Consider the following 24,238-nt stretch of genomic DNA (forward strand, 5'->3'; position numbering starts at 1 on the left):
TTGATGGGTCGCGGCGGTTACTTCAGCGCCGGGGCAATATTGATGCAGGCTTCGCAGAGACCGGCGACGGCGCCGACAGACTTCTGGAAGGCTTCCTCTTCCGCCTTGTTGAGGTCGATCTCAATGACGCGCTCGACGCCACCCGCACCGATGATGGTCGGCACGCCGACATACATGTCCTTGACGCCGTACTGGCCGGAAAGATGAGCCGCGCAGGGCAGAACGCGCTTCTTGTCCTTGAGGTAGGACTCGGCCATTTCGATCGCCGAAGCGGCCGGTGCATAATAGGCAGAACCGGTCTTCAGCAGGCCTACGATTTCGGCGCCGCCGTCACGGGTGCGCTGGATGATTTCTTCGAGGCGTTCCTTGGTGACCCAGCCCATCTTGACGAGATCGGTGAGCGGAATGCCGGCAACGGTCGAGTAGCGGGCGAGCGGCACCATGCTGTCACCGTGACCGCCCAGAACGAAGGCGGTAACGTCCTGGACCGAAACGTTGAATTCTTCAGAGAGGAAGTGGCGGAAGCGTGCGCTGTCGAGTACGCCGGCCATGCCGACGACCATATTCTTGGGCAGACCCGAAAACTTCTGCAGCGCCCACACCATGGCGTCGAGCGGGTTGGTGATGCAGATCACGAAGGCGTTCGGCGCATACTTCTTGATGCCGGAACCGACCTGCTCCATGACCTTCAGGTTGATGCCGAGCAGATCGTCGCGGCTCATGCCCGGCTTGCGGGCGACACCGGCGGTCACGATGCAGACGTCCGCACCTTCAATAGCGGCATAATCGCTGGCGCCCGTAAGCTTCGCATTGAAGCCCTCAACCGGCGCGGACTCCGCAATGTCCAGCCCCTTGCCCTGCGGAATACCGTCGGCAATGTCGAACAGGACGATATCGCCCAGTTCCTTGAGGCCGGCGAGATGTGCCAGCGTGCCACCGATCATTCCAGAACCGATAAGTGCGATCTTTTTGCGCGCCATTGAAGAGCTTCCTTCTAGATCCAAAACCCGGGCAGACATTGGCTTTATGCCGACCGTTGCGTCAGATCGCATAGACAAAAGCGCGCAGAACCGCAACCGATTCTTTTGGAGATAGGATTTTCAATCGGTTAGATCATTATTTTCTTACGTAAACGTAAGATTTTTCGACTTGAGATCGTCACATTTCCGAACGCTGCCGCTTGTGCAGTGCAAGATAGTCGGCGCTCCGCATCTCGAAGAGGCGCGAAACCGTGCGGTCGAACTCGAAGCCCTCCGTTCCCTTTCGCACCACCAACAACTCCTCCGGGACAGCCGCGGCAGACACGAACAATCGCACCGAATGATCGTAGAGAGCGTCGATCAAGATGATGAACCGCTTCGTCTCGTTTCGCTTCTCGGGACTGAGAAGAGGTACGTGCTCGAGGAAGATCGTGTCGAACCTCTTGGCGATCTCGAGATAGTCCGATGCGCCGAGCGGTTTTTCGCAAAGGTCGGCGAAGGTAAACCGCGCCATCCTGCCGGCAGCGTGAGGGACGTGGACAGACCGCCCGCTTCTCTCGATCTCCACCGGCCCCTCGGCTCTGCCGGCAACGAGACTATGCCAGGCCGCATTCATCGCGAGATCGGCTCGCTCGTCAAGCGGCGTCACATAGACCGGCAGGTGCTGGTTCTTCTCCATTCGGTAGTCGGTCGGCGAGTCGAGGCTGACGACGTCGACGTGCCGTTTCAGAAGCGCGACGAAGGGAAGGAAGAGGCCGCGGTTGAGTCCGTCCCGGTAGAGACTATCCGGCTCCACGTTCGAGGTGGCGACAAGAATGCAGCCTCGCGAGAAGAGCTCCGTGAAAAGCCGTGACAGGATCATCGCGTCGGCAATGTCGGTGACGGCGAACTCGTCGAAGCAGAGCAACTCCGCTTCCTCGCGCAGGGCGGCCGCCACTGGAGGAACCGGGTCGGCCTGCCGCGTCTCTCCGTTCTTCAGTTTCACACGATGGGCGTGAATACGTGCGTGGACATCTGCCATGAACTCGTGAAAATGCGCGCGACGCTTCTTCTCCACCGGGGCAAACTTGAAGAAGAGGTCCATGAGCATTGTCTTACCGCGCCCGACACTACCATGGACGTAGAGGCCACGTCGTGTACCGACGGGCTTCTTCTTGCGGGCGAACATCCAGCCGAGCGCGCTCGACTTTGCCGCAGGGCGCTGCTGCCTCAGGTCAAACAGAATGTTGTCGAGAGACTGCGCAACCTCCATCTGGGCGGAATCGGCCTGCAACAAGCCGGCGGCGGCCTGCGAGCGCAAGTGCTCGCAGACGCTGTGCGCATAATCGGGAATGGGCTGCATATGATGCTCCGAGCGGGAACGAGGAAGGCTGGGCCCGCTCCAGAATTGGGACTAACGGCTGAGGCTGACCGGCTGGCCGTTGTTCGTCGTTCCGTCGAAACGGGCATCCGCCGTCTTGTAGAGCCGACCGATCACGTTACCGTTGCGATCCTTCAGAACGACCTGCTTGCCCTCGACTTCCCAGGAACCCATGGTCGTCAGCGGGCCGGCACAGCCGCGCGTGCCTCCGCGCGAACCGGAACCGAGATTGGTGAGTGTCAGGAACATATCGCACGACGCGCCCGCATTCGTGACGCGCCAGTTGCCGACCATCGACTCCTTGGTGACGTCGAGAGCGGTCGCGGGCGCCGCAGCAGCGACCGAAGTCGGCGCGCCGGCGGGGGCTGCGGGGAACTGCGATGAATCGGTTGCCCCACCGGGTGGCGGAAGCTGACCGGACTGTACCGACGGCACCGGCTGGGCCTGCAACGGCGGCAGCGATGACGACGAGTTGTCGAGACCGCTGTAAGAGGTCCGCTGGCAGCCAGCAAGTGAAAGCACGACAGCAACACCCGTCGCGGCATATTTGAATTTCATATCGATACTCCCGTTCATCCGCTTCATTGGGTCAATCGCGCAGGAACACGGCGGAATTATCGCCAGCGACCTTTCAAATCAAGTCGGCACTCAAATATTACGATCCATTCGCTTCTGCAACCGGGCGTCGACCGATGCCGAATACGTGAACGGGTCACATCCTTTCGGATGCGACCCGTTCAGTACGCTTAAATCGGCGCCGATCAGACGCGGCGCTCGACCATCATCTTCTTGATCTCGGCGATCGCCTTCGCCGGATTGAGCCCCTTCGGGCAGGTCTGCGTACAATTCATGATCGTGTGGCAGCGATAGAGCCGGAAGGGGTCTTCCAGGTTATCGAGACGCTCGCCGGTCGCTTCGTCGCGGCTGTCGATGAGCCAGCGATAGGCCTGCAGCAGGACGGCCGGACCGAGATAACGGTCTCCGTTCCACCAGTAGCTCGGACAGGAGGTCGAGCAGCAGGCGCAGAGAATGCACTCATAGAGGCCGTCGAGCTTCAGACGGTCCTCGTGGCTCTGCTTCCATTCCTTGGCCGGCGGAGGAGAGACGGTCTTCAGCCACGGCTCGATCGAGCGATGCTGGGCATAGAAATTGGTGAGATCCGGCACGAGGTCCTTGACCACCGGCATGTGCGGCAGCGGATAAACCTTCACCGTACCGCCGATCTCGTCCATGCCCTTCGTGCAGGCGAGCGTGTTGGTGCCGTCGATATTCATCGCACACGAGCCGCAGATGCCTTCGCGACAGGAGCGGCGGAGCGTCAGCGTCGGATCGATGTTGTTCTTGATGTACAGCAGACCATCGAGAACCATCGGGCCGCAGTTGTCGACGTCGATATAGTACGTATCGATGCGCGGATTCTGTCCGTCGTCCGGACTCCAGCGGTAGATTCGATACTCCCGCAGGTTCTTGGCACCCTCCGGCTTCGGCCAGACTTTGCCTTCAGTGATCTGCGAGTTCTTGGGAAGAGCGAGTTCAACCATGTCCTGTTCCTCTCAGATCAGTAGACGCGCGCCTTCGGCGCGATCTTCTGCGGATCGATGCCCTCGGCGATGAGGTCGGTGTGAACCGGACGGTAGTCGAGCTTGACCTCGCCCGCTTCGCTCACCCAGGCGAGCGTATGCTTGCGCCAGTTGACGTCGTCTCGTCCACCGAGCGGACCGGTCGCGTAGTCCTCGCGAGCGTGCGAACCACGGCTCTCCTTGCGCGCTTCGGCGCCATGGACGGTCGTGATCGCATTGGCCATGAGGTTGTGGAGTTCCAGCGTTTCGACCAGATCGGAGTTCCAGACCAGGGAGCGGTCGGTGACCTTGACATCCTGCAACTCGCCCTTCCAGATCGCCGAAATGCGGCGGCAGCCGGATTCCAGCGCTTCCTGCGTGCGGAACACGGCGGCGTCTTCCTGCATGGCGCGCTGCATCTTGTCGCGAGCGACCGCCGTCGGCGTTGCGCCGGAGGCGAAGCGAATGCGGTCGAAGCGCTCCATGATCCTGTCGCAGGCAGCCGTATTGAGAGCCGGGACCGGCTCGGACTTGTCGATCACCTGACCGGCGCGGATCGCGGCGGCACGGCCGAAGACCACGAGGTCGATCAGCGAGTTCGAACCCAGGCGGTTCGCGCCGTGCACCGAGGCACAGCCGGCCTCGCCAACGGCCATCAGGCCGGGCGCGACGCGTTCCGGGTTTTGGCTGTCGGCATTCAGGACTTCGCCCCAATAGTTCGTCGGGATACCGCCCATGTTGTAGTGAACGGTCGGCAGAACCGGGATCGGCTCGCGGGTCACGTCGACGCCCGCGAAGATCTTCGCGCTCTCGGAAATGCCCGGCAGGCGCTCGTGCAGAACGGCCGGATCCAGATGATCGAGATGCAGGTAGATGTGATCCTTGTTCTTGCCCACACCGCGGCCTTCGCGGATCTCCAGCGTCATGCAACGGGAGACGACGTCGCGGGAGGCAAGGTCCTTCGCCGACGGCGCGTAACGCTCCATGAAGCGCTCGCCCTCGGAGTTGACGAGATAGCCGCCTTCGCCGCGTGCGCCCTCGGTAATCAGGCAGCCGGCGCCGTAGATGCCGGTCGGGTGGAACTGCACAAATTCCATGTCCTGAAGCGGCAGGCCTGCACGCGAGATCATGCCGCCGCCGTCACCGGTGCAGGTGTGCGCCGAGGTCGCCGAGAAGTAGGCGCGGCCGTAACCGCCGGTCGCAAGCACGACCATTTTGGCGGCAAAGCGATGGATCGTTCCGTCGTCGAGGTTCCAGGCGACCACGCCTGTGCAGCGGCCATCATCCGACATGATGAGGTCGAGGGCGAAGTACTCGATGAAGAACTCCGCGTTGTTGCGCAACGACTGGCCGTAGAGCGTGTGGAGGATCGCGTGGCCGGTCCGGTCCGCGGCCGCGCAGGTACGCTGCACCGGCGGGCCTTCGCCGTAGTTCTGCATATGGCCGCCGAACGGGCGCTGGTAGATCTTACCTTCCTCGTTGCGCGAGAACGGCACGCCATAGTGCTCGAGTTCATAGACGGCCTTCGGCGCTTCCATGGCAAGATACTGCATCGCGTCGACGTCGCCGAGCCAGTCGGAGCCCTTGACGGTATCGTAGAGGTGCCACTGCCAGCAGTCGGGCGTCATGTTGGTCAGCGAGGCGGCGATGCCACCCTGCGCTGCAACAGTGTGCGAGCGGGTCGGGAAGACCTTCGTGATACAGGCGGTCTTGAAGCCCTGTTCCGCCATGCCGAGCGTCGCGCGAAGACCGGCGCCGCCGGCGCCGACAACGATCACGTCATAAGAATGATCGACGTACTTGTATGCCTTGCCGCCTTGGGCGGGAGAACTGTTCGGTGCCATGATGAATTATCCTACGAAAGCGATCTTCAAGATGGCGAAAAGACAGAGGCCGCCGACGATAACCGCAAAGAACGTGTTGAGCATCAGAAGGATGATCTTCATGCCTTCAGCGTGAACATAGTCCTCGATGATCACCTGCATGCCCAGTCGCATATGGATGAGACTGCTGATCACCGTCAAAGCCATGATCACCGCAACGACGGGATTGGACAGCGCGCCGACGACTTCGGCGTAGGGAGCCCCGTTGTAGGCGACGAGGAAGAGGATGAAGAAGATCAGGAGCGGGATGCCGGCAACTGATGTGAGGCGCTGGCGCCAGAAGTGCGTGGTGCCGTCCTTCGCAGAGCCGAGGCCCCGAACCTTACTGAGTGGAGTGCGCATATCCATGTCGTTCACCTCAGAAGCGGACCATGTAGCCGATGACCCAGATCACGAGGGTGAGAAGGATCGAGCCGATGAGATTTGCCTTGGCGAGCTTCGTCGAAAAACTCTTTTCGAAACCGTAACCCATGTCCCAGAGCAGGTGGCGAAGGCCGCCAAGCATGTGATGGACGAGCGCCCAGGTGTAACCGAACAAAATCAGGCGACCGAGGAGGGTACCCATGAACCAGCTGACCCACTCGAAGTAGGTGGCGCCGGAGGACGCCGCAATCAGCCACCACGCGACCAGCAAGGTGCCGAAATAGAGCGCACCACCGGTGACGCGATGCAGAATCGACATCACCATGGTCGGGATCGGCTTGTAGATTTGCAGATGCGGCGACAACGGCCGCTTGTTTGTCACATTCGCCATCTGAACCTCGCGGCGTTCTAATGCGGTCCTGATCAGGACTGTCCCCAGCGCCATGCAACCGCCTGCTGCAGTGCATTGCGTCAGGGCGACGTTTACTCACCAGAAGGCGGCACGACAAGCACAATTGCGGTCCGCATGGATTTTAATCGATTCGGACGAACGAGAGCTTAGACCTTGGTCGCACGAACGTCGACACGTTCTCTCAAAGAGCGAAAAACAAGGTGCGGGATGACTTTGCTACGATTTTGCGCCATGGTGCCGTTAAACATTTCTTAACATGTCGAGTCACCGGAGAACACCATGGCGACGCTGAAGCGAACGGGCGCCATTATTGCGACAGCCATGTTTGTCTTTTCGGCAGGCGAACTTGAGGCACGCGGCCGACACCAGCCGAATCCGGGCGTCGTCGCCGGCTCGGGCCTTCCATCGGTGTTGCCGGGCATCGGAACATATGCGGGGGATGTTTCCGCGCTGCGCATCCGTGGAAACGGGATTTACTTCATGGTCGAGCGTTCGACCTATAGGCCGGCTCCGTTCCATCTCGCTCCGAAGGCGCTCATCATCGACGTGAACGCGAACATCACCGCGGACAAGAAGTCCATGGAAAGCGCCTGCCGCTACGAAGCCGGGGTCTGCGTCATCAGGCCCTGAGCAGCGCAGTCACTGTGGCGTAAATCGCCAGACCGTCGTGTTCTTGATCTCGCTGTCTTCGAGCGCCCTCGTCACCGGCACCCGGTACGAAGCGAGTGCCGTCAGCCGCTCCTTTGGCAGGTAGCTTCTGCCGGGATCTCCGACCAGCACCTCGACGCCCGCCCCTGCAAGGCGATCGAGCCAGGGAATTAGTGCCGCCGCAAAGCCACTGTCATAGAAAACGTCGCCGGCAAGGACGACGTCACTCTCCAGCGTCTCGCCAATCAGGTTCCTTCCGGTGAATTCGATCGCGACGCCGTTCGCGTCCGCGTTCAGGCGGATCGCCGTTTCCGCCCAGGGATCGATGTCGGCCGCCACGACACTTTCCGCGCCGGCGAGCCTGGCTGCGATCGCCACAAGCCCCGACCCACTTGCAAAGTCGAGGACACGTTTGCCGGCGACGGTTTCCCGATGGTCCAGCACATACCGGGCAAGCCCCTGCCCGCCCGCCCAGGCAAAGGCCCAGAAAGGCGGCGGCAGACCGATCTCTTGGAGTTCGTCTTCGGTCTTGAGCCAGAGATCGTGCACTTCGCTCGCAAGGTGAAGCCGGACCTCGGGCACGTGCGGCGGCGCCAGCAGCGATGTATTGGCACGAATGAAGCGCTCAGGGTCGGTTTTCAAGGAAACGGCCTCAATGCGGCGGGTTATCGAGTTTACCCATACGGCAGACTTCGAGATATTCCTCCTCCGTCACCGGCTGAACGGAGAGACGCATCGACGTCACCAGCGACATCTTCGAGAGCTTCTCGTTCGCCTTGATATCCTTCAATGAAACCGGCTTCGGCATGTCGATAACGGCACGGATGTCGACGCAATCCCACCGCGGATCACCTTCAGCCGTCGAATCGGGGTGCGAGAGAGCACAAACCTCGACGATGCCGACGACCTCAAGTCCCTCGTTCGAGTGATAGAAGAACCCTTTGTCGCCGATCTTCATCGCACGCATGTTATTGCGTGCCAGATAGTTGCGCACACCGGTCCATTCTTCGCCGACCTCACCCTTGGCCTTCTGCATGTCCCATGACCATTTGAAGGGTTCGGATTTGAAGAGCCAGTAAGCCATCCGCCGTCATGCCTCCGGATTGTTGAAGACCCAGTTGTAGGCCTTGATCTCCACGGTTTCGAAGAGACCGGCAGCAGCATAGGGATCCTGCGCGGCAACCTTTTTCGCACCCGCCATGTCTTCCGCCGCTATGAGCAGCATGGAGCCGCACGGCTTGCCATTGTCATCGAGGAAAGGCCCGCCAATCTTCAGAACACCTTCGGCATTCAGCCCGTTCAGCCATTCAAGATGTGCGGGACGCGTCTCCATGCGGACGTTGAGGTGGTTGGGCTTGTCGCGGCAAAGAACGGCAAAAAGCATCGGCTACTCCTTCGTGAGGGAACTTGGTCTATTCTGTAGTGATCGGACGGGTCATCAGTTGCTCGATGGCGGACGGAATATCGAGCCTGCCCTCGATGATTTCGGCGACCGCCCTGGTGATCGGCATGCTGATCCCATGTCCTTCGGCGAGGCGGGCAGCGACAGCCGCCGCAAACGCACCTTCGACAAGGTCGCCGCGCGCAAAATCCGGAGGTTCTCCCTTGCCGAGCGAGATGCCGAAACGCAGGTTTCGCGACTGGTGACTGGTGGCAGTCAGCACGAGATCGCCGAGCCCCGAAAGGCCTTGGACGGTGCTGCCGCGGCCACCGAGCGCCTCGACAAGGCGTGACATCTCGGCCAGCCCTCGTGCGATCAATGCCGCGCGAGCGGAATCACCCAGTCCCATGCCTTCGACGATGCCGCAAGCGATGGCGAGCACGTTCTTGAGCGCCCCGCCGAGCTGAACGCCCGTTCGGTCGGAAGATGCGTATAGCCGAAAGGTTCGCCCGGAAATGGCGTAGGCCAGCCGCTCTGCAGCGGCAAGATCTGCCGCGGCGATGGCCATCGCCGTCGGCAGCCCCCGGGCAATATCGGCAGCGAAGCCGGGCCCCGAGAGAACCGCAACCGGATGATGCGGCAGCACCGCTTCGAGGACTTCGGTGAGCAGCCGTGAAGTGCCGCGATCGATACCCTTGGCACAAGTAACCACTGTCGCGCCGGGGGCAAGGTACGGGCCGAATTGCGCGGCGGCGTCGGCCTGCGCCTGCGACGGCATTGCAAAGAGCACGGTTTCGGCGCCGGCGAGGATCTCCGGTTCCGCCGAATATTGGAGCGCGTCCGGCAGATGGATACCCGGCAACGCTGCATTGTGCATGCCGTCGGCACGCAAATCCGCCATCAGTGACGGATCGCGTCCGAGGAGCGTTACCTCGGATCTTCCTTCGAGCGCGATGACCGCAGCGAGTGCGGTTCCGAACGCTCCCGCCCCGACGACGGCGATCCGGTGCCCGTCACTCATGCCTTTGCCCCACGCTTTCCATGACCGATCCGCACCTCTGCGCTGCTGTCGAGCGGCCAGCGCGACCGCGGCTGCACGTCCAGCGGATCAGCGGCAAAGCCGGCAGCCATGCGTTCGAGCCCGGCCCAGGCGATCATGGCGGCATTGTCGGTACAGAGGCGAAGCGGCGGCGCCACAAAGCGGAAGCCGTGCCGCTCGCAAAGGGTTTGCAAAGTGCGGCGTAATTCCTGATTTGCGGCAACGCCGCCCGCGACGACAAGCGCAGGTGGGTGGCCAAGAGCTGGAAATTCGGAGGAAAAGCGCGCGAGGCCGCGACCGATACGATCATCAAGCGTCCGGGAAATCGCCCGCTGGAACGAGGCACAGATATCCGAGATGTCTTGCTCGGTGACGGGTGCGATGGTCTCCGCAGCCTGGCGCACGGCCGTCTTCAGACCGGAAAAGGAGAAATCGAGTCGCGTCTCGCCCACCAGCGGCCGGGGGAAATCGAAACGCCTCGGATTGCCGGCTGCCGCCGCCTGCTCGACGGCCGGCCCGCCCGGATAAGGAAGCCCGAGTAGTTTCGCCGTCTTGTCGAAGGCTTCGCCCAGTGCGTCGTCGATCGTCGTGCCCCAACGTTCGTACTGCCCTACACCGCGCACCAGGACGAGCTGTGTATGCCCTCCCGACACCAGAAGCATCAGATAGGGAAAGGAAAGTCCGTCGGTCAGCCTTGCGGTCAGCGCATGACCTTCGAGGTGGTTGATGGCATAGAGCGGCTTCGACAGGGCCCTTGCAATCGCCTTGCCGGTCATGAGGCCGACGATCAGGCCGCCGATGAGGCCGGGACCTGCGGTTGCGGCAACGGCGTCGATGTCGCCGAGAGACGTGCCGGTGCGCGCCAGCGCCTCCTCAATCAACGTATCGAGCGCCTCGACATGCGCACGGGCGGCAATCTCCGGCACGACACCGCCATAGGCGCTGTGCTCGTCGAGCTGGCTGAGCACGACGTCGGCAGCAATCTCGCCGCGCCCGTCGTCATGACGCAGGACGATGGACGCTGCCGTCTCGTCACAGCTGGTTTCGATGCCGAGGATGCGAAGAAAGGAACCCATGGAACTGATCGTTAATTGCGGTGGTCGGGAAACCCGTTTACGAGGAACGTCGGTAACAACGGATGAAATCGGATGCAAACAAAACCTTTCCGAATCGGAACCCGGGGCAGTCCGCTTGCGCTCGCTCAGGCTCATGAAACCCGCAGACGATTGATGGAAGCGCATGGCCTGCCGGAGGAGATGTTCGAGATCGTCGCGCTCTCGACGCAGGGCGACCGGATTCAGGATCGGGCGCTGGCAGCCATCGGCGGCAAGGGCCTCTTCACGGCGGAACTGGAAGAACAGCTCGCCGACGGACGTCTCGATCTCGCCGTGCATTCGTCGAAGGACATGCCGACACTCCTGCCACAAGGCCTCTACATATCCGCTTTCCTGCCACGAGAAGATGTTCGCGACGCCTTCGTCGGAAAGACGGCTCCGACACTCATGGATCTTCCATCCGGCGCCGTGGTGGGCTCGGCCTCGCTCCGCCGCCAGGCGCTAATCCGCCACCTGCGCCCCGACCTCAACGTCACCATCTTTCGTGGCCAGGTCGATACACGCCTGCGGAAGCTCGCCGAGGGCGAAGCAGACGCGACACTGCTTGCCATGGCGGGATTGAATCGGCTGGGCAAGGCTGACGTCGCAACCGAAGTCCTTGACCCGGAACACTTCCCGCCGGCACCCGCCCAAGGCGCGATCTGTATCGAAAGCCGGCTGGGCGACAAGCGGACAGACGACCTGGTCTCCGCCGTCAATGATCCGATCACATGGACCGCGGTCAGCTGCGAGCGCGGCTTCCTTGCCGCCCTCGACGGCTCCTGCCGGACACCGATCGCAGGACTGGCGAAGGTCGAAGGTCCGCATATCGCCTTCCATGGCATGATTCTCACACCGGACGGTGCGCAGTTCCATGAGATCCGCGCCAAAGGCAAGGCAAGTGAAGCCGCTGTCATCGGACGGACTGCCGGCGAGACGATCCGGAGCAGGGCAGGCAGCGGCTTTTTCGTCGACTGGACCTGACCCGATGCGCGTCCTCGTGACCCGTCCTTTGGACGCAGGAGAAAAGACGGCCGCGAAGCTGCGGGCACTTGGTCATGAACCCGTCCTTCTGCCGATGAGCACACCGATCCGCCATCCGGAGAAGGCGCTCGCCGCCCTTGTCCTTCCCCATGCAGCCATCGCCATCACGAGCGCGGAGGCGGTCCGAACGCTCTCGGTGCTCGCAGATCGCCTGAAACCCTTTCTCGCCGAACCGGTTTTCGCAGTCGGCGAGGCCTCTGCCGATGCTGCGCGGAAGTTGGGCTTTACAAACGTCACCGCCGCAGCCGGAGATGGGGCCGCTCTCGCGACCTCCGTCAGCGCTCACCTAAGGGAGACAAAGCAATGCGGTGTTCTCCTCTATCTCACCGGCACACCGCGGGCACCCGGCTTCGAAGCCCGCCTCGCCGAGGACAGCATCCAGGTCACGGTCGCGGAATGCTACGAGATGAAGCCCGCCGAGGACGCACCGGACGCGCTCCGGCGCATCTTCGAAAGTGGCCGGATTGACGTCGTACTTCTCTATTCGGCGGAGACCGCGAAGCGGTTTTTAGCCGCAGCAGAAACCTCCGGCGCAGGCGAGACGTTGCTAGACATGCGCTTTTGCTGCCTCAGCAGCAATGTACTCAACGCCATTCCTCCCGAATTCCATGAAAAGGCATTCGTGGCGACATCACCCGACGAAACGGCGCTTCTGGCGTTGCTGGAACCCCTTCCTTAGGCGCAAAATGGACATGAGCCCTTCCCATGAAGGCCGTCACTGACTAACTTCGAAGCACTGCACGGAAGAAGAGGTACCCATGGTTTCCGGAAAGCCGCCACGTCGCTCCAAGTCCTCGAACGAACCGGTCACCATCGACCTGCAGGCAGAGGAAACCTCAGCTGATGCCGCCGCATCTGCCTCCGAGACGGAGAGCCCGAAAGAACGTGCGACGGACGCGGAGATGCTGGCGTCCGACGGGACGGAGACAGCGGCTCACACAGAGACCGAGGCCGCGCCGGCGACCGACACCATCGAGGCGGACGACGCGAAATCCGGATCCCTGCCCCTTGAGACACCACGTCAGCCCAAAGGGACACCCACGATGGCAGCCGTTGCGGCTGCCGGCATCGTTGGTGGCCTCGTCGCCCTCGCCGCTGCCGGCAGCATGCAATATGCCGGCTATCTACCCGCACTGTCTCCCACTTCGGAGCGCTCCACCGCCGACCAGACTGCGGAGCTCGCCGCCCTGAGGAGCGAGGTTGAAGGCCTTCGCTCGGCCGTTTCGCAGGGCGCGGACACAAAGCAGATCGAGGAGCGGCTGGCGGCTCTTGAAAGCGCGGCAAGCCAGCCGGTACCGGCCGCCGATACCACCGGGCTCGACCAGGTGCGGGAACAACTGACAGGTTTGCAGAGCACGCTCGAGACCCTTCGGACGAGCGGGGAAGCGGCGACAACCAGACTTTCAGAGCTTGAGACCAGCCTCGATGGTCGCATCGCCGAAATCGAGAAAAAGCTTGAAGAACCGCGGGATGACGTCGAAGTGGCCCGCGCGATCGCCGTCGCCGGACTGAAGGCTGCCGTTGATCGTGGCGGAACCTTTCTGACCGAACTCGACACCCTCGCCGGCATCACACCCGACGACCCGATCGTTGGCTCGCTCCGGGATTACGCACGCACGGGAATTCCCTCGCGTGCGGATCTCGTGCGTCAGTTCCAGGATACCGCAAGCTCCATTCTCTCAGCGGTCAACCAGCCGGATCCGAACCAGGGGCTAGCCGAGCGGTTGCTTTCGAGTGCACTTTCGGTCGTCAAGGTGCGGCCGGTCGGCAATGTCGAGGGCGACACGCCGGAAGCGATCGTCGCGCGCATGGAGGACAAGCTTCGAAACGGTGATCTCCAGGGCGCTTCGCTCGAATGGGACACGCTGCCGGAGGCCGGCAAGGCCGCATCGGCCGACTTCGCCAAGGCGTTGAAATCCCGGATCGAGGTCGAGAAGCTGGTGGGCACCGCCATGACCAGCGCCGTCGGCGGCAACCGGGGCTGAGGAGCGCGCGATGATCCGGACACTTCTTTTCATTCTCATCGTTCTGGCCCTCGGATTTGGCTTTGCCTGGCTTGCCGAGCGGCCGGGCTCCCTCTCGATCCTCTGGCAGGGTCAACTGATCGAGATGAGTCTGACCGTTGCCGCGACCGTCGTCCTCGCGATCATCGTTGCGGTGATGCTGGCCTGGTGGATCGTCCGCCTGCTCTGGACATCACCGCACTCGGCCCGCCGCTTCTTCCGCGCGCGCAAGCGAGACCGCGGCTATCAGGCGCTCTCGACGGGCCTCATCGCCGCCGGCGCCGGCAACGCGTTGCTCGCTCACAAGATGAGTTCCCGCGCCCGTGGTCTTCTCCGGGCGGAACAGGAGCCGCTGATCCTCGTTCTCGAAGCACAGACGGCCGCGATCGAAGGCAGGCACGACGAGGCGCGTCGGCTCTACCAGCAGATGGCAGAGGATCCTGAAACCAAAGAGCTCGGCCTCCACGGCCTCTATGCGGAAGCAAGTCGGCTCGGCGCGCATGAAGCCGCACGGCAGTATGCGGAGACGGCCGCAGAGCAGGCGTCTTATCTGCCTTGGGCCGCAAAAGCCACGCTTGAATACCGCTGCCAGTCCAGCCAGTGGGAAGATGCCATTCGTCTGCTCGACCAGCAGCGCGTAGCCCACGTCCTCACCCGGCCTGAGGCTGATCGCCTGAAAGCGGTCCTGCTGACGGCCAGGGCCGAAGAGCAGCTCGAAGGTGATCCTGCCGGTGCCCGAGACAACGCCGCGCACGCCCTCAAGCTTGCAAAGGATCTCGTTCCGGCGGCCGTTGTCGCGGCGAAAGCCTACTTGCGGGAAGACAATGTACGCAGGGCGTCATCTGTCCTCGAGCAGATCTGGAAGAATTCTCCGCATCCGGATGTTGCCAGAACGTACCTCCGCGCCCGCGGCGGCGACAGCGCCGTCGATCGCCTGAAACGCGCCGAACGGCTGGCTTCCTTGCACCCGAACAACGTCGAAAGTCTTCTGATCGTCGCCGAAGCGGCGCTCGACGCCCAGGATTTTGCCAGGGCCCGCGCCAGGGCGGAGGAGGCGGCGCGCATGGATGCCCGCGAGCGGGTCTACCTGTTGCTGGCCGATATCGAGGAAGCGGAAACCGGCGACCAGGGACGCGTACGCTACTGGATGGCCCAGGCCCTGCGCGCACCGCGCGATCCGGTGTGGATCGCCGACGGTCACATTTCGGAAAAGTGGCTGCCCGTGTCCCCCGTGACCGGTCGCCTCGACGCCTTCGAGTGGAAGGTTCCCTTCGATCAACTGGAAGGTCCCGTCGAGGAGGGCGTCGTCTCGCGCGGAGACGCCGCGATCAATGCGCTTCCGCCGGTCAAGAACGCTCAGTCCTCGACTGAGGAACGCGCGGTCGTCGAGCAAATCGAGAAGACAGACGTGCCGGCGTCACCCAAAACGCTCGCAGAGCCGGTCCGCAAGCCGGAGCAAGCCGAAACGACCACGCCCTTCTTCGGCCATCCTCCGGACGACCCGGGCGTGCGCGAAGGCCAACGGCCGGCCGAAGACAAAAACCGCTTGCGCCTTTTCTGAAGGAAGAGAGATGCTCGAACGCCTCCAGGCCTTTTTCCAAAGTCTGACACAGGGTCGCGGCAATGACGCGATATCTCCCGACGACCCGCGGGTCGCAGTCGCAGCCCTTTGTTTCCAGGTAATGGAAGCCGACGGTGTCGTCCACGAGGCAGAACGCGAGAAACTCGAACAGTTGTTGAAGGACGAATACCGGCTGGACGACGAGGAGCTCCAGGCGCTGCTGAAGGCGGGCCAGAGGGCCGAAAGTGAAGCCGTCGACTATTATCGCTTCACGTCCGACATCAAGCGACACCTCGACGAGGAGCAGCGGCTTCAGTTGCTCGGCATCCTGTGGGACATCGTCTATGCCGATGGCAGCCGAAGCGAAATGGAAGATCACGTCGTCTGGCGGATCGCCGATCTGCTCGGAGTCTCCGACCGCGACCGCGTGAGCCAGCGCCGCGAAGCGGTCATGCGCGCGGCCCAGGGGAGCAAGGATGCTTCATGATCCCTTGAGATCGCGGCAGAAGGCACCAGTCCTGCTCGTACTCCATCAGGAGCGCTCGAGCCCCGGCCGTGTCGGCCAAATGCTATTCGAGAAAGGTTACCCGCTCGACATCCGCAGACCGCCGCTCGGCGACCCGCTCCCAGAGACGCTGGCCGGACACTCTGGAGCAGTCATCTTCGGCGGGCCGATGAGCGCAAACGATCCCGATCAGTTCATCCTCGACGAAATCGAATGGATCAACGTTCCGCTCAAGGAGAAGAAGCCGTTTCTCGGGATCTGCCTCGGTGCGCAGATGATGGTCCGCAATCTCGGCGGAAAGGTCTCCGCCGACCACAACAGTCTGGTCGAGATCGGTTGGTATCCGATCCGCCCGACCGAACGGGGCCGCCTGCTCATGCGCTGGCCGCAAATGGTCTATCACTTCCATCGGGAGGGTTTCGACCTGCCGCATGGGTGCGAACTGCTCGCCGAGGGCGACGTCTACCGCAACCAGGCGATCCGTTACGGCGAGAATGCCTGGGGCCTGCAGTTTCACGCCGAGCTCACCCGCGCCATGATGCAGCGTTGGGTCGTCCACGGTGCCCATCGCTTCGTCATGCCCAACGCGCAGCCCGGGCACGACCATCTCGAAGGGCGGATGATCTTTGATGCCCCGCTCAGAGCATGGCTCTCTGATTTTCTCGATCTCGTCTTCGAGCGAAAGTCTCAGCGCGTATCCTGACGCATCGGCGCGTCGAGGCTATCGATGCGCCGCAGTTGCGGAAAACCGGCGGCCCACAGGATGGCAACCGCAAGCGTTCCCACACCACCGATCACGACCGCGGGCACGGCTCCGACCAGCGACGCCATCGTGCCGGCGCGGAACTCACCCAACTCGTTGGAAGCGCCGACGAACACCATATTGACGGCGTTCACCCGGCCACGCACGTCATCCGGCGTCCAGAGTGCGATCAGCGTCTCGCGGACATAGACCGACGCCATGTCGGCAGCGCCCATCAGCATGAGCGCCAAAATCGAAATCCAGGCCGTTTCCGAAAGACCGAAGATGATCGTGCCGGCACCGAACAATGCGACGCCCGCAAACATGAACAGACCGGCATTATGACGGACCGGGAAGCCGGCGAGCACGATCGCGACGAGAATGGCGCCAATGCCGGGAGCCGCACGCAGCAAGCCGAGTCCCCATGGACCGAGCACGAGGATATCGCGCGCGAATATCGGCATGAGGGCGACGGCACCCCCGAGGAGCACCGCAAAGAGATCGAGGGATATCGCGCCGAGAACGACCTTTTCGCTCCAGATGAAGCGGAACCCAGCGAGTACGGTCGTCCAGGTCACTGCCTTGTTGGAGATCCTCTGCGCCGGTCGCTCGACTAGAAAGACGAGAAGCGCCGCGGTTGAAAAAAATGCCAAAGCGACCGAGTAGGCGACCACGGGGCTCACGCCATAAAGCAGGCCGCCTGCAACCGGCCCGAGGATCGAAGCCGTCTGCCAGGAGGTGGAGTTCCACGCAACGGCATTCGGCAGATCCTCCTCCGGAACGAGATTGGGCGCGAGCGACTGGGTCGCCGGCGCGTTGAAAGCGCGCTCGATCCCGAAGACGACGAGGATCGCGAACACCAGAACCGGCGTAAATGCGTCCATGAGCGTGAGCGCGAGAAAGGACGCGCCGCAAAGGGCGCTGACGATCATGCAGATCGCGACGATGGCGCGCCGGTTATAGCGGTCCGCGACCGAACCAGTCACAAGCATGAGGAGCAGTGCCGGCAGAAACTGAAAAAGACCGATCAGCCCGAGATAGAAGGCGCTTTTCGTCTCGTCATACATCTGCCAGCCGACCGAGACGCTGAGGATCTGCGTCGCGAAAGCGGCGAGGAACCGCGACAGGAAGAAGCGGAGGTAGGAGGCATGCCTGAAGGCTGCGAAGCGGTCGCCGGACAGATGTACAGACATGGTCGGGAAGCAATCCTTTCGGAAGGTGGGACTCGGCCGAAATCCGGGGGACCATTAAGGATGATTCCCCCTGTGCCTACCTGCGGCACTTGCCCGATAAGCTGCCAATGTCTACATCTCTGTCAACCTTGAAATGGAGACGATTATGCTGGCGTTGTTTCAAACGATCGATTTGGCCCTCAGCCTTTACACCTGGGTCCTGATCGGGAGTGCCATTTTCTCCTGGCTCTATGCCTTCAACGTCATCAATTCGAGCAACCGTTTCGTCAATTCGCTCGGAACTTTCTTCTACAATGTGACCGAGCCGGCGCTGCGGCCAATCCGGCGCGTACTGCCGGATCTCGGCGGCATCGACATTTCCCCGATCATCGTCCTACTAATCATCTTCTTCGTCCGGTCCCTGATGTGGACGAGCATCTATCCGATCTTCGCTTGAAGCCGCCATACAGCATCAACGGCGACCACTTGCGACTGTCCATTCGGCTGACGCCGAATGCCGGGCGTGACCAGGTGGACGGCGTGGAGATGAATGCCAACGATGACGTCTATCTAAAGGCGAAGGTGACTGCCGTCCCGGAGAAGGGAAAGGCGAACAAGGCGCTGATCGCTCTGCTCGCAAAGGCGATCGGGGTTCCGAAATCCTCTATCTCGGTCGTATCCGGTGACACCGCCAGACAAAAAATCCTCCGGATCGACGGCGACCCGGAGGAAGTGGCAGAGAAGATTAGCGAACTGCTCTCGCGCTGAAAGCCTTACTTTGAATCCTTGGCCCGCTGCACGGCTTCGAGGATGAGCTGCTTGGCGACGTTGACGTCCTGCCAGCCGCCGATCTTCACCCACTTGCCAGGCTCCAAGTCCTTGTAGTGCTCAAAGAAGTGCTCGATCTGCTTCAGCGTAATTTCCGGCAGATCGGTATAGTTCTCGATCTTGTCATAGCGCTGCGTCAGCTTGTGGGACGGAACCGCAATGATCTTCTCGTCCTTGCCGGAATTGTCTTCCATAATCATGACGCCGATCGGGCGGACGTTGATCACGCAGCCAGGCAGCAGCGGACGGGTATTGCAGATCAGGACGTCAATCGGGTCGCCGTCGTCCGACAGCGTATGCGGTACAAAGCCGTAGTTGCCCGGGTAGGTCATCGGAGTATAAAGGAAACGGTCGACGATGAGTGCGCCGGCGTCCTTGTCCATTTCATACTTGATCGGATGACCACCGACCGGAACTTCGACGATGACGTTGATGTCGTCGGGCGGGTTCTTGCCAACGGCAATTGCATCGATGCGCATGTCTAACCCCATGGGTATGTTGAAATCCCGGCTGTCCTAATGGGATTCATTGCGCAATGCAACACGGCTTTGGGAGAACGTCGCGTCCGCCGTCGCCGCGCGCGGCCCGCCAAACCCGCTGTTTTGTCGACGGCATCTCGCGCCAACCGTCGCATGACTGTTATAATGACACAAACGGGGGATGGACGATGAAACCACCTATTTTCACATTGCTGGCGGCGGCCCTGATCTGGCCGGTGATCACGCATGCGGCACAGGCCAACGACAGCGCCTATACGGACCTCGACCTCGACAAGTGCCGCACCGTCGCCGAGGACGAGATGGGCGCCAGCCTGCTTTGCCGTGGGTACGCTGGATATGACGTGCACTTCGCCGAGAGCGATCTGCGCCAAAGCATCCTTTACGGCGCAGTCGACAAGATACTGGAGAACGAAGTCTTCGAGTCCTTCGAGGTTTTCAACCATGTCGGCAGCAAGATCGAATGGAGGCGCGATACCACGGGGACACCCTTCGCAACAATCCTGCGCTGGTTCACTGAGAACGTCGACGACCAGGCCGGAATGCCGACCAAGGAAAGTACCGGGCAGGTTCTCGTGATTTCCCGTGTCGCTCAGCCGGGTGACGGCCTCGGCTGCGTCGTCGGCTACGTGGATGCGCTATCCAATCCGGACGCCAACGAACTCGCCCGCAAGGTGGCCGATGAGCAGGCGCAAGACTTCGCCTGCGGTCGCGACAAGAGCACGTGGTTCGGGAAACGCGGCGACAAGAGCGGCGAACCAACCTACGTCTGGCCAGAAACCTCCCCCTGATCTGCTCCAGGGCGGGAGCCTATTTCCAGATGAATCCGAGCTTCTTCAGCTGCAGGTTGCCGAAGTCTTCCATGCCTTCGACAGCGTCGACACCGCCGTTCGAACGGAAGAACTGCGAGGCGTGGTCGCTTTCCTCAAGGCACCAGACCACTAAACCGGAGCAACCGAGTGATTTCAGGAGACGCCGCGCCTCTCCAAAAAGGAGGTAGCCGAGGCCGATTCCCTGATATTCCGGACGGATGTAGATCTCGTAGATCTCGCCTTCCTGAGGCAAGGCTCGGGAGCGATTGAGGCCGACGGTCGCATACCCGGCGATCGTACCGGCAACGTCGACGACAAGGATGGTCGCCGGCCCACGCGTGGCCTTGCGCCACCAGGTCTCGCCGCGACGCTCGATCATCTTGGTCAGGGCGCGATGTGGAATGAGTCCGGCATAGGCATGCTGCCACGAGAGGCGGTGCGCCTCCGCGATGGCTGCAGCGTCCTGCGGTTCCGCAGGCCGAACATCAATCGACAACGTCTTCATAACGCCACTCTCGTCCTGTCTGGACAATCTCACCATCCGCCCGTCGTGCGAACCGGCATTGCCAACAGACTTGTCATCTGGACCATAGGTGGAAATTTAACGCTTTTTTAAACGCTCCGACAAGACCGGAGGATTCGTAACCACAAATAAAAACCCCGGTTTCTGGAACCGGGGTTAATGATTTATATGAGCGATAACTAATCAAGCCTGTGCAGCGCGGGCCTTGTCGAACCGCTTGCGGTCGTTGGCGTCAAGATACATCTTGCGTAGGCGGATCGACTTCGGCGTGACTTCCATCAGTTCGTCGTCCTGGATCCAGGACAGCGCACGGTCGAGCGTCATGCGGATCGGCGGGGTGAGCTTGACCGCTTCATCCTTGCCCGCGGCTCGGATGTTGGTGAGCTGCTTGCCCTTCAGAACGTTGACCTCGAGGTCATTGTCGCGAGTGTGGATGCCGATGATCATGCCTGCATAGACCTTCTCGCCGGGCTCGATCATCATCGGACCGCGGTCCTCGAGATTGAACATGGCATAGGCGACAGCCTCGCCGGCGCCGTTCGACAGCAGCACGCCGTTGGTACGACCGGTGATCGCGCCCTTATAGGGCTGATAATCATGGAACAGGCGGTTCATGATCGCCGTGCCGCGGGTATCGGTCAGCAGTTCCGACTGGTAGCCGATGAGGCCACGGGTCGGCGCGAAGAACACCAGACGGACGCGATTGCCGCCGGAAGGCCGAAGCTCGGCCATCTCGGCCTTACGCTCGGACATCTTCTGCACGACGATACCGGAATGCTCCTCGTCCACGTCGATGACGACCTCCTCGATCGGCTCCATGAGCTGACCGGTCGTCTCGTCATTGTGCATGACGACGCGCGGACGCGAAACGGCAAGCTCGAAGCCTTCGCGGCGCATGGTCTCGATCAGGACGGCCAGCTGCAATTCGCCGCGACCCGAGACGAAGAAGGAGTCCTTGCCTTCGGCTTCTTCGATCTTCAGAGCGACGTTACCTTCGGCTTCCTTGAACAGGCGGTCGCGGATGACGCGGCTGGTGACCTTGTCGCCCTCGGTGCCGGCCAGCGGACTATCGTTGACGAGGAAGGACATGGTAACGGTCGGCGGGTCGATCGGCTGCGCGGTGAGCGGCTCGGTCACGGCCGGATCGCAGAACGTGTCGGCAACCGTGCCCTTGGAAAGGCCGGCGATTGCAACGATGTCGCCCGCATGGGCTTCGTCAATGGCGGTGCGTTCGATGCCGCGGAAGGCGAGGATCTTCGAGATGCGGCCGCTTTCGATCAGCTTGCCGTCCTGGCCGAGCACCTTCACGGCCTGGTTCGGCTTGATTGAGCCGGAATGGATACGACCGGTGATGATACGGCCGAGGAAAGGGTTGGCTTCGAGGATCGTGCCGATCATGCGGAAAGCGCCGTCCTCGTCGCCGACGCTCGGCTCCGGAACATGCTCAAGCACGAGGTCGAGCAGCGGAGCCAGCCCCTGGTCCTTCGGGCCTTCCGGATTGACGTTCATCCAGCCGTCGCGACCCGAACCGTAGAGGATCGGGAAGTCGAGCTGTTCGTCGGTCGCGTCGAGATTGGCGAACAGGTCGAAAACTTCGTTGATGACTTCTTCGTGGCGGCCGTCCGGACGGTCGATCTTGTTGATCGCGACGATCGGACGAAGGCCGACCTTCAGCGCCTTGCCGACGACGAACTTGGTCTGCGGCATCGGGCCTTCCGAAGCATCAACCAGAACGATCGCGCCATCCACCATCGACAGGATGCGTTCCACTTCGCCGCCGAAGTCGGCGTGACCGGGGGTGTCGACGATATTGATGCGGGTGTTTTTCCATTCGACCGAAGTCGCCTTGGCGAGAATCGTGATGCCGCGTTCCTTTTCCAGATCGTTCGAGTCCATCACGCGTTCTGCAACGCGCTGGTTTTCGCGGAATGAACCCGACTGCTTCAGGAGCTCGTCCACAAGGGTCGTTTTCCCATGGTCGACGTGCGCAATGATGGCGATATTGCGAAGTTTCATATTAGGTATCTCTGGGGCTGGGCGCAAAACTGTGGGCGCCTTGTTTGTTTGGCGCGCTCATACCGTGTTTTTTGCGTTTGCGAAAGAAAAAAAGGCAAAAGCCCCGGCTGCGGCCCTTTCCGGGGACCTCTGCCGCCGGTACGCATTTCGCGGAGGCAGGGCCGGAAAGCCGACCCTGCCTCCAAGTCTTAGGCGCTACGCACCGGATCGAGCGTGATCTTATAGAGCTCGTTATCGTCGCGGTCCATGAGCCGAACCGTCAGCTGCTCGCTCTGCCCGTCGATGTCGACAAGGCCGAAGAACTGCAGGCCCATCGAGGGCGGTAGGTTCTGCCCCTGCTCGGCAGTCGGCCCCTTCACGAACTTGAGTTCCGGTCCGAAGGTCATGTCGAGATCATTGGGCCCGAACGTGCCGGCGTGGAGCGGACCGGAGACGAACTCCCAGAACGGTTCGAAATCTTGGAATTGAGCCTTGTCAGGATTGTAGTAGTGGGCTGCCGTATAATGAACGTCGGCGGTCAACCATACGGTGTTCGTGATGCCAGCGGTCTTGATGTAGCGCAGAAGGTCGGCAATCTCGAGCTCGCGCCCCTTTGCGGAACCATGGTCGCCCTGCGCGATCGCTTCTGCCCCCTTTCGGTTTTTGGAGTCGTCCCAGACGATGACTCCGATCGGCATATCGCAGGCGATCACCTTCCAGGTCGCCTTCGAGGCGGCGAGCTCGCGCTTCAGCCAGTTGACCTGCTCGATGCCCATGATCCGTGCCTCGGGCGAAAGCTCCGTTTCCATGCTGTCGTGATTGGGACCACGGTAGGAGCGCAGGTCGATGAAGAAGACGTCGACGAGCGGGCCATAGGCGATCTTGCGATAGACGCGGCCCGGCTCGGCAGGCGTGTAGCGGATCGGCGCCATCTCGTGGAAAGCGCGCGCCGCACGGGCCGTAAGGAGGGCGACGGACTTTTCCGTATAACGATCGTCGCTCGTCAGGTCCTTCGACGCAGACCAGTTGTTGACGACCTCGTGGTCGTCCCACTGGAAGAAGGTCGGACAAACGGCATTGAAGTCGCGGACATGACTGTCCAGCATGTTGTACTTCCACTGCCCGCGATACTCGGCAAGCGTCTCGGCCACCTTACGCTTCTCGTCGATCAGCACCGCGTTCTTCCACACACTGCCATCCGAAAGCGTGACCTCGTCCTTCATCGCGCCGTCCGCATAGATCGTGTCACCGGAATGAATGAAGAAGTCCGGCTGATGCTTGGCCATCGTCGAATAGGTCTTCATGCCGGTTTCGTCGATGCCCCAGCCCTGCCCGGCGGTGTCGCCGGACCAAGCGAAACGTACCGAGCGTTTCGAGGCCGGCGCCGTGCGGAAGCGACCCGTAACCGGCTCGGAAAGCGTATTGATGGACGAGAGGTCGGCTGCGACAAAACGGTAGAAGATGTCCTGATCGGACGGCAGTTCCGTCAACAGGCGCTTTACGGCGAAATCGCTTTCCGGCAGCGCATCAAGCGGTGCCAGCTTGACAGCGTTGGAGAAGCTCTCGTTCGTCGCGTACTCCATGAATATCCGCGAGGGGCGATCAACCCGGCCCCAGATCATACCCGAAGAGACGTCGACGTCGCCCGACTGGACACCGTGGGTGAAGAGCGGCCGTTCCGCGGCACGGGCATAAAACGGCAGTGGCAGGCCCGACACGGCGACGGCGCCGGTCGCACCTGCGGACAGAAGAAACGAACGGCGCGACAGCGCCCTCGGTGACTGCGTCATGAAACCTCTCCTCGTTTTGGCCGGCGGGCGACCATCGCCCGCCGGCG

General features: G+C 61.7%; 27 protein-coding genes. 10 read left to right on the forward strand and 17 right to left on the reverse strand.

Translation table 11 applies throughout. The annotated features are described in order from the left end of the window. Positions 1 to 17: 17 nt before the first annotated feature. The 7 genes from mdh to sdhC all read right to left on the reverse strand — a co-directional run bounded on the left by mdh (position 18) and on the right by sdhC (position 6,536). Positions 18 to 980, reverse strand: coding sequence for a malate dehydrogenase (mdh, locus tag ACM6UT_RS10060; RefSeq protein ID WP_416797196.1), 963 nt, complete (start codon positions 978 to 980; stop codon positions 18 to 20). Between the two features lie 178 nt (positions 981 to 1,158). Beyond that, positions 1,159 to 2,322 carry a cell division protein ZapE gene (gene zapE / locus ACM6UT_RS10065; RefSeq protein ID WP_416797198.1) on the reverse strand — a complete coding sequence of 388 codons (1,164 nt, stop codon included), beginning with the start codon at positions 2,320 to 2,322 and terminating at the stop codon, positions 1,159 to 1,161. A 51-nt stretch (positions 2,323 to 2,373) separates the two neighbouring features. Next, positions 2,374 to 2,898 carry an AprI/Inh family metalloprotease inhibitor gene (locus ACM6UT_RS10070; RefSeq protein ID WP_416797199.1) on the reverse strand — a complete coding sequence of 175 codons (525 nt, stop codon included), beginning with the start codon at positions 2,896 to 2,898 and terminating at the stop codon, positions 2,374 to 2,376. A gap of 203 nt (positions 2,899 to 3,101) precedes the next feature. Continuing rightward, the gene (locus tag ACM6UT_RS10075) at positions 3,102 to 3,881 is read right to left on the reverse strand and encodes a succinate dehydrogenase iron-sulfur subunit (protein ID WP_416797200.1); all 780 of its coding nucleotides are present in this window, start codon (positions 3,879 to 3,881) and stop codon (positions 3,102 to 3,104) included. A gap of 17 nt (positions 3,882 to 3,898) precedes the next feature. Further along, positions 3,899 to 5,743 carry a succinate dehydrogenase flavoprotein subunit gene (gene sdhA, locus ACM6UT_RS10080; protein ID WP_416797201.1) on the reverse strand — a complete coding sequence of 615 codons (1,845 nt, stop codon included), beginning with the start codon at positions 5,741 to 5,743 and terminating at the stop codon, positions 3,899 to 3,901. 6 nt (positions 5,744 to 5,749) lie between these two features. Then, complete coding sequence (gene sdhD, locus ACM6UT_RS10085; RefSeq protein ID WP_416797202.1) at positions 5,750 to 6,130, reverse strand: succinate dehydrogenase, hydrophobic membrane anchor protein; 381 nt, start codon at positions 6,128 to 6,130, stop codon at positions 5,750 to 5,752. A 10-nt stretch (positions 6,131 to 6,140) separates the two neighbouring features. Beyond that, positions 6,141 to 6,536: a succinate dehydrogenase, cytochrome b556 subunit gene (sdhC, locus tag ACM6UT_RS10090; protein WP_416797203.1), complete on the reverse strand. Its 396-nt coding sequence runs from the start codon at positions 6,534 to 6,536 to the stop codon at positions 6,141 to 6,143. Between the two features lie 300 nt (positions 6,537 to 6,836). Between sdhC and ACM6UT_RS10095 the strand changes: the two genes are divergently transcribed. Next, entirely contained in the window at positions 6,837 to 7,187 is a 351-nt protein-coding gene (locus tag ACM6UT_RS10095; protein ID WP_416797204.1) for a hypothetical protein, read from the forward strand. Between the two features lie 9 nt (positions 7,188 to 7,196). Here the strand turns inward: ACM6UT_RS10095 and ACM6UT_RS10100 are convergent, their stop codons facing one another. The 5 genes from ACM6UT_RS10100 to tsaD are packed head-to-tail and all read right to left on the reverse strand — an operon-like array spanning position 7,197 to position 10,701. Continuing rightward, positions 7,197 to 7,847 carry a class I SAM-dependent methyltransferase gene (locus ACM6UT_RS10100; protein WP_416797205.1) on the reverse strand — a complete coding sequence of 217 codons (651 nt, stop codon included), beginning with the start codon at positions 7,845 to 7,847 and terminating at the stop codon, positions 7,197 to 7,199. Between the two features lie 10 nt (positions 7,848 to 7,857). After that, complete coding sequence (locus ACM6UT_RS10105; protein ID WP_416797206.1) at positions 7,858 to 8,289, reverse strand: EVE domain-containing protein; 432 nt, start codon at positions 8,287 to 8,289, stop codon at positions 7,858 to 7,860. Between the two features lie 6 nt (positions 8,290 to 8,295). Continuing rightward, positions 8,296 to 8,589, reverse strand: a complete 294-nt coding sequence (locus tag ACM6UT_RS10110; RefSeq protein WP_416797207.1) for a YciI-like protein — start codon at positions 8,587 to 8,589, stop codon at positions 8,296 to 8,298. 28 nt (positions 8,590 to 8,617) lie between these two features. Next, positions 8,618 to 9,607, reverse strand: a complete 990-nt coding sequence (locus tag ACM6UT_RS10115; protein ID WP_416797208.1) for an NAD(P)H-dependent glycerol-3-phosphate dehydrogenase — start codon at positions 9,605 to 9,607, stop codon at positions 8,618 to 8,620. Then, positions 9,604 to 10,701 (reverse strand): tRNA (adenosine(37)-N6)-threonylcarbamoyltransferase complex transferase subunit TsaD, encoded by a 1,098-nt coding sequence (gene tsaD, locus ACM6UT_RS10120; protein ID WP_416797209.1) that lies wholly within the window; start codon positions 10,699 to 10,701, stop codon positions 9,604 to 9,606. The genes ACM6UT_RS10115 and tsaD overlap by 4 nt, the downstream gene beginning before the upstream one ends. 72 nt (positions 10,702 to 10,773) lie before the next feature. Between tsaD and hemC the strand changes: the two genes are divergently transcribed. The 6 genes from hemC (at position 10,774) to ACM6UT_RS10150 (ending at position 16,535) form a co-directional block, all read left to right on the forward strand. Continuing rightward, the gene (hemC, locus tag ACM6UT_RS10125) at positions 10,774 to 11,703 is read left to right on the forward strand and encodes a hydroxymethylbilane synthase (protein WP_416797210.1); all 930 of its coding nucleotides are present in this window, start codon (positions 10,774 to 10,776) and stop codon (positions 11,701 to 11,703) included. A gap of 4 nt (positions 11,704 to 11,707) precedes the next feature. Continuing rightward, positions 11,708 to 12,442, forward strand: coding sequence for a uroporphyrinogen-III synthase (locus tag ACM6UT_RS10130; protein ID WP_416797211.1), 735 nt, complete (start codon positions 11,708 to 11,710; stop codon positions 12,440 to 12,442). A gap of 79 nt (positions 12,443 to 12,521) precedes the next feature. After that, positions 12,522 to 13,748, forward strand: a complete 1,227-nt coding sequence (locus ACM6UT_RS10135; RefSeq protein ID WP_416797212.1) for a mitofilin family membrane protein — start codon at positions 12,522 to 12,524, stop codon at positions 13,746 to 13,748. A gap of 10 nt (positions 13,749 to 13,758) precedes the next feature. Then, on the forward strand, positions 13,759 to 15,327 hold the full coding sequence (locus ACM6UT_RS10140) for a heme biosynthesis protein HemY (RefSeq protein ID WP_416797213.1): 1,569 nt from the start codon (positions 13,759 to 13,761) through the stop codon (positions 15,325 to 15,327). A 10-nt stretch (positions 15,328 to 15,337) separates the two neighbouring features. Then, positions 15,338 to 15,814 carry a tellurite resistance TerB family protein gene (locus tag ACM6UT_RS10145; protein ID WP_416797214.1) on the forward strand — a complete coding sequence of 159 codons (477 nt, stop codon included), beginning with the start codon at positions 15,338 to 15,340 and terminating at the stop codon, positions 15,812 to 15,814. Beyond that, a complete protein-coding gene (locus tag ACM6UT_RS10150; RefSeq protein WP_416797215.1) occupies positions 15,804 to 16,535 on the forward strand; it encodes a glutamine amidotransferase in 732 nt (243 codons plus the stop codon). The genes ACM6UT_RS10145 and ACM6UT_RS10150 overlap by 11 nt, the downstream gene beginning before the upstream one ends. Here ACM6UT_RS10150 and ACM6UT_RS10155 read toward each other — a convergent pair. Beyond that, positions 16,520 to 17,767, reverse strand: a complete 1,248-nt coding sequence (locus ACM6UT_RS10155; RefSeq protein WP_416797216.1) for an MFS transporter — start codon at positions 17,765 to 17,767, stop codon at positions 16,520 to 16,522. The genes ACM6UT_RS10150 and ACM6UT_RS10155 overlap by 16 nt on opposite strands. Positions 17,768 to 17,912: 145 nt before the next feature. On the opposite strand from ACM6UT_RS10155, the gene ACM6UT_RS10160 reads away from it, so the two are divergent. Both ACM6UT_RS10160 and ACM6UT_RS10165 read left to right on the forward strand, forming a co-directional pair. Then, positions 17,913 to 18,203, forward strand: coding sequence for a YggT family protein (locus ACM6UT_RS10160; RefSeq protein ID WP_416797217.1), 291 nt, complete (start codon positions 17,913 to 17,915; stop codon positions 18,201 to 18,203). After that, positions 18,200 to 18,514 (forward strand): DUF167 domain-containing protein, encoded by a 315-nt coding sequence (locus ACM6UT_RS10165; RefSeq protein ID WP_416797218.1) that lies wholly within the window; start codon positions 18,200 to 18,202, stop codon positions 18,512 to 18,514. Before ACM6UT_RS10160 ends, ACM6UT_RS10165 begins: the two co-directional genes overlap by 4 nt. 5 nt (positions 18,515 to 18,519) lie before the next feature. Here the strand turns inward: ACM6UT_RS10165 and ppa are convergent, their stop codons facing one another. Next, a complete protein-coding gene (gene ppa / locus ACM6UT_RS10170; RefSeq protein WP_416797219.1) occupies positions 18,520 to 19,053 on the reverse strand; it encodes an inorganic diphosphatase in 534 nt (177 codons plus the stop codon). A 188-nt stretch (positions 19,054 to 19,241) separates the two neighbouring features. Between ppa and ACM6UT_RS10175 the strand changes: the two genes are divergently transcribed. Further along, positions 19,242 to 19,862, forward strand: coding sequence for a hypothetical protein (locus ACM6UT_RS10175; protein ID WP_416797220.1), 621 nt, complete (start codon positions 19,242 to 19,244; stop codon positions 19,860 to 19,862). A gap of 19 nt (positions 19,863 to 19,881) precedes the next feature. Here ACM6UT_RS10175 and ACM6UT_RS10180 read toward each other — a convergent pair whose 3' ends face one another. The 3 genes from ACM6UT_RS10180 to ACM6UT_RS10190 form a co-directional block, all read right to left on the reverse strand. Further along, positions 19,882 to 20,388, reverse strand: coding sequence for a GNAT family N-acetyltransferase (locus tag ACM6UT_RS10180; RefSeq protein ID WP_416797221.1), 507 nt, complete (start codon positions 20,386 to 20,388; stop codon positions 19,882 to 19,884). 201 nt (positions 20,389 to 20,589) lie between these two features. Beyond that, positions 20,590 to 22,422, reverse strand: a complete 1,833-nt coding sequence (typA, locus tag ACM6UT_RS10185) for a translational GTPase TypA (protein ID WP_416797222.1) — start codon at positions 22,420 to 22,422, stop codon at positions 20,590 to 20,592. A gap of 188 nt (positions 22,423 to 22,610) precedes the next feature. Next, positions 22,611 to 24,191, reverse strand: a complete 1,581-nt coding sequence (locus ACM6UT_RS10190) for an alkaline phosphatase D family protein (RefSeq protein WP_416797223.1) — start codon at positions 24,189 to 24,191, stop codon at positions 22,611 to 22,613. Positions 24,192 to 24,238: the final 47 nt, after the last annotated feature.

It is taken from the genome of Ciceribacter azotifigens (assembly GCF_048159625.1).
Lineage (GTDB): Bacteria > Pseudomonadota > Alphaproteobacteria > Rhizobiales > Rhizobiaceae > Allorhizobium > Allorhizobium azotifigens.

Coding starts and splice junctions, on each gene's coding strand:
- mdh (WP_416797196.1), bottom strand. CDS start 980: ATGGCGCGCAAAAAGATCGCACTTATCGGTTCTGGAATGATCGGTGGC.
- zapE (WP_416797198.1), bottom strand. CDS start 2,322: ATGCAGCCCATTCCCGATTATGCGCACAGCGTCTGCGAGCACTTGCGC.
- ACM6UT_RS10070 (WP_416797199.1), bottom strand. CDS start 2,898: ATGAAATTCAAATATGCCGCGACGGGTGTTGCTGTCGTGCTTTCACTT.
- ACM6UT_RS10075 (WP_416797200.1), bottom strand. CDS start 3,881: ATGGTTGAACTCGCTCTTCCCAAGAACTCGCAGATCACTGAAGGCAAA.
- sdhA (WP_416797201.1), bottom strand. CDS start 5,743: ATGGCACCGAACAGTTCTCCCGCCCAAGGCGGCAAGGCATACAAGTAC.
- sdhD (WP_416797202.1), bottom strand. CDS start 6,130: ATGGATATGCGCACTCCACTCAGTAAGGTTCGGGGCCTCGGCTCTGCG.
- sdhC (WP_416797203.1), bottom strand. CDS start 6,536: ATGGCGAATGTGACAAACAAGCGGCCGTTGTCGCCGCATCTGCAAATC.
- ACM6UT_RS10095 (WP_416797204.1), top strand. CDS start 6,837: ATGGCGACGCTGAAGCGAACGGGCGCCATTATTGCGACAGCCATGTTT.
- ACM6UT_RS10105 (WP_416797206.1), bottom strand. CDS start 8,289: ATGGCTTACTGGCTCTTCAAATCCGAACCCTTCAAATGGTCATGGGAC.
- ACM6UT_RS10110 (WP_416797207.1), bottom strand. CDS start 8,589: ATGCTTTTTGCCGTTCTTTGCCGCGACAAGCCCAACCACCTCAACGTC.
- ACM6UT_RS10115 (WP_416797208.1), bottom strand. CDS start 9,607: ATGAGTGACGGGCACCGGATCGCCGTCGTCGGGGCGGGAGCGTTCGGA.
- tsaD (WP_416797209.1), bottom strand. CDS start 10,701: ATGGGTTCCTTTCTTCGCATCCTCGGCATCGAAACCAGCTGTGACGAG.
- hemC (WP_416797210.1), top strand. CDS start 10,774: ATGCAAACAAAACCTTTCCGAATCGGAACCCGGGGCAGTCCGCTTGCG.
- ACM6UT_RS10130 (WP_416797211.1), top strand. CDS start 11,708: ATGCGCGTCCTCGTGACCCGTCCTTTGGACGCAGGAGAAAAGACGGCC.
- ACM6UT_RS10135 (WP_416797212.1), top strand. CDS start 12,522: ATGGTTTCCGGAAAGCCGCCACGTCGCTCCAAGTCCTCGAACGAACCG.
- ACM6UT_RS10140 (WP_416797213.1), top strand. CDS start 13,759: ATGATCCGGACACTTCTTTTCATTCTCATCGTTCTGGCCCTCGGATTT.
- ACM6UT_RS10145 (WP_416797214.1), top strand. CDS start 15,338: ATGCTCGAACGCCTCCAGGCCTTTTTCCAAAGTCTGACACAGGGTCGC.
- ACM6UT_RS10150 (WP_416797215.1), top strand. CDS start 15,804: ATGCTTCATGATCCCTTGAGATCGCGGCAGAAGGCACCAGTCCTGCTC.
- ACM6UT_RS10155 (WP_416797216.1), bottom strand. CDS start 17,767: ATGTCTGTACATCTGTCCGGCGACCGCTTCGCAGCCTTCAGGCATGCC.
- ACM6UT_RS10160 (WP_416797217.1), top strand. CDS start 17,913: ATGCTGGCGTTGTTTCAAACGATCGATTTGGCCCTCAGCCTTTACACC.
- ppa (WP_416797219.1), bottom strand. CDS start 19,053: ATGCGCATCGATGCAATTGCCGTTGGCAAGAACCCGCCCGACGACATC.
- ACM6UT_RS10175 (WP_416797220.1), top strand. CDS start 19,242: ATGAAACCACCTATTTTCACATTGCTGGCGGCGGCCCTGATCTGGCCG.
- ACM6UT_RS10180 (WP_416797221.1), bottom strand. CDS start 20,388: ATGAAGACGTTGTCGATTGATGTTCGGCCTGCGGAACCGCAGGACGCT.
- typA (WP_416797222.1), bottom strand. CDS start 22,422: ATGAAACTTCGCAATATCGCCATCATTGCGCACGTCGACCATGGGAAA.
- ACM6UT_RS10190 (WP_416797223.1), bottom strand. CDS start 24,191: ATGACGCAGTCACCGAGGGCGCTGTCGCGCCGTTCGTTTCTTCTGTCC.